Raw genomic sequence first — 12,993 nt, forward strand, 5'->3', positions numbered from 1 at the left:
GTTATCTCCCTGTGGCTTAAACCAATGCGGGTAAAAATAGAACCGAATGGGGTAGATGAGTAATTGATAATGGTTATTATTCACATTAATTCTCAGAACGCCACCCTGAAATAGCGTTTTTGGCGTCCGTAAAAATTCATCAGGAAATTCAGCCACTCCCATGTCATCTCAATCATCCAATACTGAATCTCTGTCCCGGTTTCCGCTCTGGCAGGTGATAACCCCGGTTCGCCGGAAGGTCATTCTGGCGATGGCGCTGGCGGGTCTGGCGGCCATCACCAGCCTTGCGGCGCTGCTTTTTCTGGCATGGAGCCTGCGCGATCTCCGCGTCTCGCCCGACGTTATTCCACTCTGGTCGTTGGGGGGGCTATTTGGCTGCGTGGCGCTGACTTTTGTCCTGCGCCTGCAGGCATTTAACACCTCGCATTATGCGGCGTTTCATCTGGAGAATATTCTGCGCAGCAGATTAGCGCAGAAAGCCGTGCAGCTTGCCCCGGGCGCGTTACAGCAAATGGGCAGCGGTGCGATGGCGAAGGTGATGCTGGATGATGTGAAGTCGTTACACATTTTCGTTGCTGACAGCACGCCGCTGTACGCTCGCGCGATAGTCATGCCCCTGGCGACCGCCGCTATCCTGTTCTGGCTGGACTGGCGACTGGCCATTGCCACGCTGGGTGTGCTGGCATTGGGTTCACTGATACTTACTCTCGCCCGCCAGCGCTCGGGAGAGATGGCTCAGCGTTATCATCAGGCGCGCGAGCAGGTCAGCGCCGCGGTAATTGAGTTCGTGCAGGCCATGCCGGTGGTCAGAACGTTTGATAGCGGCAGCACCAGCTTTTTGCGCTATCAGCATGCCCTTGAGGAGTGGGTCGATGTGCTCAAAATCTGGTATCGCAAAGCCGGCTTTTCAGCGCGTTTTTCATTCTCGATCCTCAATCCGCTGCCGACCTTATTCGTTCTGATCTGGTGCGGATACGGCCTGATGCAGGCGGGCAGCCTCGATTTTATCGCCTGGGTGGCCGTTTTACTGTTGGGCAGCGGGATGGCGGAAGCGGTGATGCCCATGATGATGCTCAATAACCTGGTCGCGCAAACGCGTTTAAGCATTCAGCGTATTTATCAGGTTCTCGCGATGCCGGAACTCTCCCGTCCGCTTGTCGATCGGCAGCCGAACGATGCGAGCATTACCTTTGAGCAGGTGAGTTTTCATTATCCACAAGCGCGCGCAGGCGCGGCGCTGCAGGAGGTGAGCTTTCATGTACCTGCCGGAAAAATAGTGGCGCTGGTCGGGCCGAGCGGCGCCGGGAAAAGCACCGTGGCGCGACTCCTGCTGCGTTATGCCGATCCCGATAAAGGCCATATTCGCATCGGCGGCGTGGATCTGCGCGATATGCAGACGGACACCTTGATGCAGCAAATCTCGTTTGTATTCCAGGACAACTTCCTTTTTGCCGACACCATCGCCAATAACATTCGTCTGGGCGCGCCGGATACGCCGCTGGAAGCGGTGATATCGGCGGCCAGAGTGGCGCAGGCCCATGAATTTATCAGCGCGTTGCCGGAGGGATACAGCACCCGCGTCGGGGAGCGCGGCGTCTTTCTCTCCGGCGGTCAGCGGCAGCGCATCACCATCGCCCGGGCGCTGTTGCAGGATCGCCCCATTCTTGTGCTCGATGAGGCGACGGCGTTTGCCGATCCGGAAAACGAAGCGGCGCTGATCAAAGCCCTCGCGGCGGCCATGCGCGGCCGGACGGTCATCATGGTCGCGCATCGACTCTCCATGGTGACTCACGCCGATATGATACTGCTGTTTTCCGACGGGCGGCTCCGGGAACGCGGGAGTCACCGGCAACTGTTGGCCCAGGGCGGCCTGTATCAGCAGCTGTGGCAGCGCTATCAGCAGGCGCAGCAATGGATGCCGGGGAGAACACAACCAGAGGAGGCGGAAAATGAAAGCCATTAATCCCGCGGATAACCTGGCCTGGCGCGTCATCTGGCGCCAGCTTATCTCCAGCGTTGGCAGTCAGGCAGGGATGCTGCGGCGCAGTATGATTGCGCTGCTGCTGGCGGCATTGATGCAGGGGATTGCCTTTGCCTGCCTCTATCCGATCGTTGATGCGCTATTACGTGGTGAAGCATCGCCGCTTCTCACCTGGGCTTTGGCTTTCAGCGCTGCGGCGTTCGCGGCGCTGGCGCTACGCTGGTATGGGCTGGGCTTTGAATACCGTGGTCATCTGGCGCAGGCCACCCATGAACTGCGCCTGCGCTTGGGCGAACAGCTACGCCGCGTGCCGCTGGAAAGACTCCAGCGCGGCAGAGCGGGCGAAACGAACGCCTTGTTGCTGGGCAGCGTGGATGAAAATCTCAACTATGTGATTGCGATAGCCAATATTTTGCTTTTAACCATCGTCACTCCGCTGACCGCATCGCTGGCAACGTTGTGGATCGACTGGCGGCTGGGGCTGGTGATGTTGCTGATCTTTCCCATGCTGGTGCCGTTTTATTACTGGCGCCGGCCGGCGATGCGCCGACAAATGCAGACCCTGGGCGAAGCGCACCAGCGGCTGAGCGGGGATATCGTTGAATTTGCTCAAGGGATGATGGTTTTGCGTACCTGCGGCAGCGATGGCGAAAAAAGCCGGGCGTTGCTGGCGCATTTTAATGCGCTGGAAAGCTTGCAGAGCCGCACGCATCGCCAGAGCGCCGGCGCGACGATGCTGATCGCCGGCGTCGTGGAGCTGGGCCTGCAGGTGGTCGTGTTAGCCGGGGTGGTCTGGGTAGTAACGGGGACTCTGAACCTCGCCTTTCTGATAGCCGCCGCCGCGATGATTATGCGTTTTTCGGAACCAATGGCGATGTTTATCAGCTACACCTCGGTGGTGGAACTGATCGCCAGCGCCCTGCAGCGTATTGAGCAGTTTATGGCGATCCCGCCGCTTCCCGTCGCAGAACGCGGCGAGATGCCGGAGCGTTACGATATCCGCTTTGACACCATTTGCTACCGCTATGATGACAGCGGCGATCCCGCGCTCAACAACCTCTCTTTGACCTTTCCGGCCGCCAGCATGAGCGCGCTGGTGGGTGCCTCAGGCGCCGGTAAAACCACGGTCAGCAAACTGTTAATGCGCTATGCCGATCCGCAGCAGGGAGAGATTTCTATCGGTGGCGTCGATATTCGTCATCTGACGGCGGAACAGCTCAATAGCCTGATTTCCGTCGTGTTTCAGGATGTCTGGCTGTTTGATGACACGCTGCTGGCGAATCTCCTTATTGCCCGCCCGCAGGCCACGCAGCAGGAGGTGGAAGAGGCCGCCCGCGCGGCGCAGTGTCTTGAATTCATTTCCCGTCTTCCGCAAGGCTGGCTGACGCCAATGGGCGAGATGGGCGGGCAGCTCTCGGGCGGCGAGCGCCAGCGAATTTCCATTGCCAGGGCCTTATTGAAAGATGCGCCGATCGTCATTCTCGATGAGCCGACCGCCGCGCTGGATATTGATAGCGAACTGGCGGTACAGAAAGCTATTGATCATCTGGTTCACAACCGGACGGTAATTATCATCGCCCATCGCCTGTCAACCATCGCCGGGGCCGGAAACATCCTGGTGATGGAAGAGGGAGAAGTGGTTGAACAGGGCACGCATGCGCAGCTTCTCTCCCGTCAGGGACGTTACCAGGCGCTGTGGCAGGCGCAAATGGCCGCGCGCGTCTGGCGTGATGCAGAGGTTGACGCATCTGAGGAGCGACTGCATGAGTGATGTTCAGTCGCAGGTGAAACCGTTAACGACCGGACGGGTGATTTTTGCCATTGCCGGGATCTATGTGACGCAGAGCCTGGTATCGGCGCTCTCTATGCAGTCCCTGCCTGCGCTGGTGCGCGCCGCCGGCGGCTCGCTGGCCCTTGCCGGCGCGACAACGCTGTTTATGTTGCCCTGGGCGCTGAAGTTTATCTGGGCGCCGTGGATTGAGCGCTGGCGCCTGCCGCCCGATCGCCCGGAGCGTCGTTCCCGCCTGTTAATCCTCCGGGGTCAGGTCGGGTTGGTGGCGATCCTGACGGTTGCCGCTGCGACCGGCGCGGTCGGGCGAACTGGGGGATTTCTCGACACGCAAATCGCCGCGTTGTTTGCGCTGTTTTTACTCGCGGGTACGGTTGCCGCCACCATCGATATTGCCAGCGACGGCTTTTGTGTCGATCAGCTCAGTCGCGCAGGTTACGGCTGGGGAAACAGCGTCCAGGTCGGCGGCAGCTATCTGGGAATGATGTGCGGCGGCGGCGTCTTCCTGATGCTAGCGGCGGCATTCGACTGGCCGGTGGCCATGCTGATCATGGCGGCGCTGATCCTGGTCTTATCCGTTCCCCTGTGGCGCATTGCCGAACCCATGCGCATCACGTCTGTACCGCATGTTCCGGCGTTGGGTTATGCGCTTAAAAGGCGACAGGCGCGGCTGGGTTTACTGTTGGTGCTGATGCTGAATACCGGGATGCGGTTCGTGTTGCCTCTTCTGGCGCCGCTGCTGCTGGATCAGGGGTTGAGCATGTCGGCGCTCGGCGCGCTATTCAGCGCTGGCAATATCGCGGCTGGTATCGCAGGAACGCTGGCGGGCGGGGTGCTGATGAAATACACCTCCCCCGGCAGAGCGCTGCTTGCGGCTTATGGCCTCCAGGGCGTCGTGCTGATGGCAATAGTAACGACGTTGCTGCTGGCGCCGGGACATTTGCGGCTGCCGTTACTCCAGGGGCTGATCATCCTGCAATCCATTTCGCTGGCCTGCGCCCTGGTCTGTCTTTACGCCACGCTGATGACGCTTTCATCGCCTCTGCAGGCTGGCGTCGATTTTACGCTCTTTCAATGTACTGATGCCGCCATCGCCATTCTGGCCGGCGTGGTTGGCGGCGTAATTGCGCAGCATTTTGGCTATGCGGCCTGCTTTATGTTTGGCGGCGCATTCACGCTGCTGGCAGCGTGGATTGCTTCTGCCCGGCTGCATTCGACAAACGCAATTGAAGGATCCGGGAATAACACAGAGAGGTAAGGGATGAAAATCAGTGAATTTTTACATCTGGCGCTCCCAGAGGAACGGCGGCTGCCGACGATATGTGGCGTCTTACGCCAGTTCGCCGATGACGAGTGCTATGTCTATGAGCGGCAACCGTGTTGGTATATCGGCAAAGGATGCCAGGCACGGTTGATCATTAATGCTGACGGCACGCGGGCGACCTTTATCAATGCGGACGGAGAGCAGCAATGGGCGGTGGGTTCTATTACCGACTGCGCGCGTCGTTTTATGGCCCATCCTCAGGTCAAAGGGCGTCGGGTATATGGCCAGGTCGGGTTTAACTTTGCGGCGCATACCCGGGGGATAGCCTATCACGCTGGCGAGTGGCCATTGCTGACGTTAACCGTTCCGCGTGAAGAACTGATTTTTGAACAGGGAAATGTCACCGTTTCTGCCGACACCGCCAGCGAATGCCGACGTCTGTGCGAGTGGGTAAAAGCAGCCGGTACGGCGACGCCGTGTAACACCGTGACTGTGGATACCGCTGACAACGGTGAGGCCTATCAGGAGCAGGTGGCGCGCGTGGTTTCGGCGATCCGCCGCGGTGAATATGTCAAAGCGATTGTCTCGCGGGCTATTGCCTTGCCATCGCGTATTGATATGCCCTCCACGCTATTATGCGGGCGGCAGGCCAATACGCCCACCCGTTCGTTTATGTTTCGCCAGCAGGGGCGAGAAGCGCTGGGGTTTAGCCCGGAGCTGGTGATGTCGGTCAGCGGAAGCAAAGTCGTCACTGAACCCCTTGCGGGTACCCGCGATCGCATGGGGGATCCGCAGCAGAATAAGGAGAAAGAGACCGAGCTGCTGCATGACGGTAAAGAGGTGCTGGAGCACATCCTGTCGGTGAAGGAGGCGATCGCTGAACTGGCGGTGGTCTGCCAGCCGGGCAGCGTGGTGGTTGAAGATTTGATGTCGGTTCGCCAGCGCGGTAGCGTTCAGCATCTGGGATCTTGCGTCAGCGGCCAGCTTGCGGAAAGTAAGGATGCCTGGGATGCATTTACCGTGCTGTTTCCGTCGATTACCGCCTCGGGTATCCCCAAGAATGCGGCCCTGAGCGCGATTATGCAAATTGAGAAGACGCCGCGGGAGCTCTATTCCGGGGCGGTGCTGCTGCTGGAGGACACGCGCTTTGATGCGGCGTTAGTCCTGCGATCCGTATTTCAGGACAGCCAGCGCTGCTGGATACAGGCGGGGGCGGGGATCATTGCGCAATCGACGCCGGAACGCGAACTGACGGAAACCCGGGAAAAATTAGCGAGCATTGCGCCCTATTTAAGGGTGTCTGCCTAACGACGGCCAACTCTGCGTAAGGCCAAAAGTGCCAGCAGGCTGGCACTTTCTTTCTACGTTATCAGGCGCTTACTGTGCGTCAGCCAGCGCCAGCCGGGCCTCTTCCTGCTCGGTGATTTTACGCTGTTGCTCAAGCTCCAGCGCGCCGCGATGAGAGAGGTAGCAGAACAGGATGCAGCAGACGATCCCGCCCATCAGCAGATAGAACCCGCCGTGCCAGCCCATTTTATCGACCATCACGCCAAACAGGCTGGTGCCTAACGAGGCGCCAAAGATATAGCTCATAAATCCGCGCAGACCCACGGCTGAACCAACGGCAAAGCTGGGGACGATCTCCATGGTCTGGACCGAGGCCAGAAACTGCGGGACGTAAATCAGGCAGCCCACAATCGCCGCGAATACCGTGACCATCAGCAGAGATTCGCTTTTCCAGTAGCCGATCAGACAGATGAAGATTAGCGCCATGCAGATCATGGCTAACGGCATCCGGCGCCCTTTGAACAGCTTGTCGGAAAGCCACCCGGCCAGTAGGGTAGAAGGAATCGCTGCCCACTCAAAAAACAGGAAGGCGACGCTCATCTGCTCTTTAGAAAAATGTTTCACCGTCAGCAGATAGATAGGCAGCCAGCTGATCATGCCGAAACGCACCATGTAGACAAAGACATCGACGAAGGAGACATACCAGGCGTTTTTGTTGCGCAGGACGTAGGTGCAGAAGATCTGGAACGCGCTCATGTTCTCCGGCGCTTGCTGATTATGTTTGGTCTTCAGCACCACTTTTTCTTCCGGCATCATCTCCTCCAGCGAAGGCAGGCCTTCCTCGCGCGGCGAACCTTTACCCAGCACCAGTACGCTGATGGCGAATACCACCGCCACGCAGGCCGGCACAATGTAGCTGGCGCTCTGCCAGTGCTCGGTACCGAGAATCGCAAATGCGGCGCCGACGATCGGGGCGACAATCCCGCCGCCGACGTTATGGGAAATATTCCAGAAAGCCCCTACGCGGCCACGCTCCCGACGCGGGAACCAGTTAGCGATGGTAATAAAAGAGGGGCCGACCCCCATCCCCTGAAACAGGCCGTTCAGGACAACCAGCGCAGCGAAGATCCAGAATGCGGTACTGAATCCTAACCCGACGTTGACGATTGCGCACAGTACGAGACCGCAGGCCATAAACACTTTCGGGCTGGCTTTATCCGCAAGACTGCTCATCACGCCTTTACTGATACCGTACGCTATCAGCATACAGCTGCTGAGCAAACCGATCTGCGTGGCGCTAAGGTCTAACTGCTCTTTCAGATAGGGCGTGGATAATGTGAAGTTATTGCGCACAATATAGTACGCCAGATATCCCAGAAATACGCTTAGCAGCGCCTGCATGCGGTATCGACCATAAGTTGCCTGAATTTTCTCAGCAGGAACTTTATTCGCCGACGGCCCTTTTTTTAATAATGATAACATGTCGTCACCTGTATTTTATATTGATGTGAACATCAGGAGTATTCGACCTGAAGGGTGAAATAAGCGGCTATAAAATACAAATCGTCGAAATGAGTCAAAACTGACTCAAAATAATGAATTGATAGGTTACTTTTGACTCATATTGAATGAGCGAGAGCCTGCGGAAATAATTTTGCGCTGATTTTATGTCAGGCTTGTGCGGATACCAGCAAATTCCCCAATCATTATCTGGTAATCTTTCCTGATATTCCCGGACGCCCGTTTGACTATTTTGCCGGTCGCGGTGATTAATTCGCCAGATTTCATAAACGGGTAAGTTTTGTCTCAACGCTATTTTTACGGTATTTCAATATTTATGAACGGGATCACAAACATGTCTCTTCGTCGGGGCGGGATAGTGAGCAAAATGCTCGCGCTGATGCTGCTGACCGCCTGGCTGAGACCCTGTGCGGCGCAAAGCAATGAGCTGGTGATGGCGACGACATTTTCTCCCAGCGCCACCGTGTGGATTATCGATCGCTGGCAGACGGAGCCGGGGTCAGTGATGATCAGGACGCTCAACCGTACCAGCGCCTCGCTGGAACAGCTGCTTGATACGGCAAATGCCGAAAATGTCGATCTGATCCTGACCTCGTCGCCGATGCTGCTGCAGCATCTTCAGGAGCATCAAAAACTGGCGCCGTTCAGCGGTGCGCCGGCAGTCAGCCAACATCTGGTGCCGGAATCTATCCGCTCCACCTCCGTGGCCGTGGCGATTTCCGGGTTCGGTTTGCTGATTAATCGCTCGGCGCTGATGACACGGCATCTGCCTGCGCCAGCGGACTGGGATGACCTGACCGATCCCCGCTATCAGGGGGCGCTGCTGATGAGCAGTCCGTCGCGTTCGGATACCAACCATCTGATGGTGGAGTCGCTGCTGCAACAAAAGGGCTGGATTAAGGGATGGGAAACGCTGTTGACGAGTGCCGGAAACCTCGTGACCATTTCATCCCGCAGCTTTGGGGTGGCGGATAAGATTAAAAGCGGCCTGGGCGTTGCCGGTCCGGTGATTGATAACTACGCCAATCTGCTGCTGAACGATCCGCACCTGGCTTTTACCTATTTCCCGCAGTCGGCGGTTTCGCCGACTTATGTCGCGGTGCTTAAAAACAGTCAGCACGCCAGCGAGGCGCGGCGGTTTATTCGCTATCTGTTAAGCCCGGAGGGCCAGGCGATCCTCGCCGATGCTAATACCGGGAAATACCCGGTAACGCCGCTGGCGGCAGGCAATCCGCGGGCGGCGCAGCAGGCGGTGCTGATGAATCAACCGCCATTGAACTATCGGCTGATCCTCAAACGCCAGCGTCTGGTTCAACGGATGTTCGATACGGCGATCAGCTTTCGTCTTGCCCAGCTAAAAGATGCCTGGCGAGCGCTGCATAGCGCGGAGGCCCGTCTCAAGCGTCCGCTGCCCGAGATACGCGCGTTGCTGACCCGTGTGCCGGTCGATCCGGCGAGCAGCGAGGATGAAGCCTGGCTGGCTCAGTTCGACAATAAGAGCTTCGCGGAACAGCAGATGATGGAGTGGCAGCTCTGGTTTCTCAACAATCAGCGGCAGGCGATTAATAAACTGGAAGAACTGAAATGATGGGCAGGTCCATGCTGCAACGTCTGCGGCAGATCAGTATCAGTAGCAGCCTACGCGGGGCTTTTCTGATGGGAGCGCTGCTGACGCTGATTGTCAGCAGCGTCAGCCTCTATTCATGGCATGAGCAAAGTTCGCAGATCCGCTATTCGCTGGATGAGTATTTTCCGCGCATCCATTCGGCTTTTCTGATTGAAGGGAATCTCAACCTGGTGGTCGATCAGCTCAATGAATTTCTGCTGGCGCCGAATACCACGGTACGGCTGCAGCTGCGCAACCAGATTATCCAGCATCTGGATAAAATAGAGCGGCTGAGCCAGGGGTTGTCGCCGGCAGAACGCCAGCAGCTGGCGGTGATATTGCAGGACAGCCGCGCGCTGCTGGCGGAACTGGATCGCGTGCTCTACAACATGTTTCTGGTTCGCGAAAAGGTGGGAGAGCTTTCGGCGCGGATCGACTGGCTGCACGATGATTTCACCACCGAGCTGAATTCGCTGGTGCAGGATTTTACCTGGCAACAGGGAACGCTGCTCGATCAGATTGAAGCCCGACAGGGGGATGCGGCACAGTACCTGAAACGCTCCCGGGAAGTACAGAATGAACAACAGCAGGTCTATACCCTGGCTCGTATTGAAAATCAGATCGTTGACGACCTGCGCGACAGGCTCAATGAACTGAAATCCGGTAATGATGACGGCATGCTGGTGGAGACGCATATCCGCTATCTTGAAAACCTGAAGAAAACGTCGGATGAAAATATTCGTGCGCTGGATGACTGGCCGAGCACCATTACCCTGCGACAAACGATCGATGAGCTGCTGGAAATTGGCATGGTGAAAAATAAGATGCCGGACACCATGCGCGACTACGTTACTGCGCAAAAAGCGCTCGTGGAAGCCAGCCGCGCCAGAGAAGCGACGCTGGGACGCTTCAGAACGCTGCTGGAAGCCCAGCTTGGCAGCAGTCACCAGCAGATGCAGATGTTTAATCAGCGTATGGGGCAGATTGTCCGGGTCAGCGGCGGGTTAATCCTGGTGGCGACGCTGCTGGCGCTGCTGCTGGCGTGGGGGCTGAACCATTATTTTATTCGCTCGCGGCTGGTGAAACGCTTTACCGCGCTGAATCAGGCGGTGGTGCAGATTGGTCTGGGCCAGACCGAGGCGACCATTCCGGTTTACGGGCGCGACGAGCTGGGACGTATTGCCGGTTTGCTTCGCCATACCCTGGGTCAGCTTAATGCGCAAAAACAGCAGCTTGAACAGGAGATAGGCGAGCGGAAAGCGATTGAGGCCGATCTGCGTGCCACTCAGGACGAGCTGATCCAGACCGCTAAACTGGCGGTGGTGGGGCAGACGATGACCACCCTGGCGCATGAGATCAATCAGCCGTTGAATGCGCTGTCGATGTATCTTTTTACCGCAGGAAGGGCAATCGAGCAGGGACAGACGGAGCAGGCGCGGACGACGTTAAGCAAAGCGGAAGGGCTGATCAACCGCATTGACGCGATTATCCGCTCCCTGCGCCAGTTTACCCGCCGCGCAGAACTGGAAACAGCGCTGCACCCGGTCGATTTGCGCCAGACATTTACCGTGGCGTGGGAATTGCTGGCGATGCGACATAAACCTCAGCAGGGGACGCTGCTGATACCGGATGACACCGTCTGGATCCTGGGAGACGAAGTGCGTGTCCATCAGGTGCTGGTGAACGTGCTGTCAAATGCCCTTGATGCTTGCCCGCACGCAGCGCAAATCACCGTGAGCTGGCAAATCCAGGGCGAAAGGCTGTGCGTGTTGATTGCCGATAACGGCCCCGGCTGGCCTGCGGCCTTACTCCCTTCGCTGTTAAAGCCATTCACTACCAGCAAAGCCGTGGGACTGGGAATAGGGCTTTCGATATGTGTTTCGCTGATGACGCAAATGGAAGGGGCGTTGCGCCTGGCGTCGACGTTTACGCGCAGTGCCTGCGTGGTGCTGGAATTCAATTTGACGGATGTAAAAGATGTTGAGTAATAACTGTTCGATTCTGCTGATTGATGATGATGCCGATGTGTTGGATGCCTATACGCAGCTGCTTGAGCAAGCGGGGTATCACGTCAGTGCCTGTAATAATCCTTTTGATGCGCGGGAGCAGGTGCCGAAGGACTGGCCCGGCATTGTTTTAAGCGATGTCTGCATGCCCGGCTGCTCCGGAATCGATTTAATGACGTTGTTTCATCAGGATGACGATCTGCTGCCGATTCTGCTTATCACCGGTCACGGCGATGTGCCGATGGCGGTGGAGGCGGTGAAAAAAGGGGCCTGGGATTTCCTGCAAAAGCCGATCGATCCGGGCAAGCTGCTCACGCTGGTGGATGCCGCGCTGCGTCAGAGGCAATCGGTGATCGCCCGTCGCCAGTATTGTCAGCAAAAATTACAGGTTGAGCTTATTGGCCGTAGCCAATGGACGGATCGGTATCGCCAGCGCCTTCAGCAGCTGGCAGAGACGGATATTGCGGTATGGCTTTACGGCGAGCCGGGAACCGGCCGCATGACCGGCGCGCGTTACCTGCACCAGTTAGGGCGTCACGCCGACGGTCCGTTTATCTCCTGCGAACTAAATACGGCTAACGCCCACACGCTGAATGAACTGATCGCGCAAGCCCAGGGCGGGACGCTGGTCTTAAGTCACCTGGAGCATCTGACTCACGGGCAACAGCATCATCTGGTACAGCTGCAGAGTCATGAGAAACGGCCTTTTCGCCTGATTGGTATCGGTAATGCTTCGCTGGTGGAGCTGGCCGCCAGCAGCCAGATAGTGGCGGAACTCTATTACTGCTTCGCGATGACGCAAATTGGCTGCCAGCCTCTGTCAAAGCGACCTGATGATATCGAGCCGCTGTTTCATCACTATTTGCAAAAAACCTGTCAACGGCTGAATCATCCCGTCCCGGAGGTGGATGCCGGTCTGTTGAAGGGGATGATGCGGCGAGTGTGGCCAAATAACGTTCGCGAACTGGCGAACGCCGCCGAGCTGTTTGCGGTGGGGGTATTACCGCTCGCGGAAACGGTGAATCCGCAGATGCTTGTCGGCGAACCGACGCCGCTGGATCGGCGGGTTGAGGACGTCGAGCGGCAGATTATCACTGAAGCGCTGAATATCCACCAGGGACGTATCAATGAGGTGGCGGAGTATCTGCTTATACCGCGTAAAAAACTCTACCTCAGAATGAAGAAGTATGGCCTGAGTAAAGAGCATTACAAAGGGGTGTAGGTCAGTTTAAGGGGAGGAGGTGACGATGCGGTCATTTCCTCTGCGCAAAAGCAGGACCGGTACCCGCGGTGAATTTTAATGTCGGGAAATAATTTCTTTAATTTTTTATTAATCGTATGACAAATATTGTTTGTTACCTCAAGGTTCTGGGTATATAAAGAAACGGCAGTTAAGAGCATACGAAAAATAATAACGTATTAAAAATGATACCTTAAAAAAATAACGAATTCTCGGGGTTAATTTTGATACGTTAAAAGTCACTGCAATAAATCAGGTTATGTGATCGCGGTTAGTGAATTAGCATAGTTGCATTTCAT

At 56.8% G+C, this 12,993-nt stretch carries 8 protein-coding genes; 7 read left to right on the plus strand and 1 reads right to left on the minus strand.

The window, feature by feature from the left end:
* Window positions 1–250: 250 nt before the first annotated feature.
* From ybtP to ABLV75_RS04575, 4 genes are read left to right on the plus strand one after another with little or no spacing between them, the layout of a single operon-like run.
* On the plus strand, window positions 251–1,963 hold the full coding sequence (ybtP, locus tag ABLV75_RS04560; RefSeq protein ID WP_047721063.1) for a yersiniabactin ABC transporter ATP-binding/permease protein YbtP: 1,713 nt from the start codon (window positions 251–253) through the stop codon (window positions 1,961–1,963).
* Window positions 1,950–3,752 carry a yersiniabactin ABC transporter ATP-binding/permease protein YbtQ gene (gene ybtQ, locus ABLV75_RS04565; protein WP_004113102.1) on the plus strand — a complete coding sequence of 601 codons (1,803 nt, stop codon included), beginning with the start codon at window positions 1,950–1,952 and terminating at the stop codon, window positions 3,750–3,752. Before ybtP ends, ybtQ begins: the two co-directional genes overlap by 14 nt.
* Window positions 3,745–5,028, plus strand: coding sequence for an MFS transporter (locus tag ABLV75_RS04570; protein ID WP_023329707.1), 1,284 nt, complete (start codon window positions 3,745–3,747; stop codon window positions 5,026–5,028). The genes ybtQ and ABLV75_RS04570 overlap by 8 nt, the downstream gene beginning before the upstream one ends.
* Window positions 5,029–5,031: 3 nt before the next feature.
* Complete coding sequence (locus tag ABLV75_RS04575) at window positions 5,032–6,342, plus strand: salicylate synthase (protein ID WP_032746064.1); 1,311 nt, start codon at window positions 5,032–5,034, stop codon at window positions 6,340–6,342.
* A 69-nt stretch (window positions 6,343–6,411) separates the two neighbouring features.
* Here ABLV75_RS04575 and pgtP read toward each other — a convergent pair whose 3' ends face one another.
* Entirely contained in the window at window positions 6,412–7,803 is a 1,392-nt protein-coding gene (gene pgtP / locus ABLV75_RS04580) for a phosphoglycerate transporter PgtP (protein ID WP_004102086.1), read from the minus strand.
* Between the two features lie 406 nt (window positions 7,804–8,209).
* Between pgtP and pgtC the strand changes: the two genes are divergently transcribed.
* From pgtC to pgtA, 3 genes are read left to right on the plus strand one after another with little or no spacing between them, the layout of a single operon-like run.
* A complete protein-coding gene (pgtC, locus tag ABLV75_RS04585; protein ID WP_016808960.1) occupies window positions 8,210–9,430 on the plus strand; it encodes a phosphoglycerate transport regulator PgtC in 1,221 nt (406 codons plus the stop codon).
* Entirely contained in the window at window positions 9,427–11,436 is a 2,010-nt protein-coding gene (gene pgtB, locus ABLV75_RS04590; RefSeq protein WP_004102084.1) for a two-component system sensor histidine kinase PgtB, read from the plus strand. Before pgtC ends, pgtB begins: the two co-directional genes overlap by 4 nt.
* The gene (gene pgtA, locus ABLV75_RS04595) at window positions 11,426–12,676 is read left to right on the plus strand and encodes a two-component system response regulator PgtA (protein ID WP_023320954.1); all 1,251 of its coding nucleotides are present in this window, start codon (window positions 11,426–11,428) and stop codon (window positions 12,674–12,676) included. Before pgtB ends, pgtA begins: the two co-directional genes overlap by 11 nt.
* The last annotated feature ends 317 nt before the right edge of the window (window positions 12,677–12,993 follow it).

Source organism: Klebsiella sp. CN_Kp066, from assembly GCF_040065135.1.
Lineage (GTDB): Bacteria > Pseudomonadota > Gammaproteobacteria > Enterobacterales > Enterobacteriaceae > Klebsiella > Klebsiella oxytoca.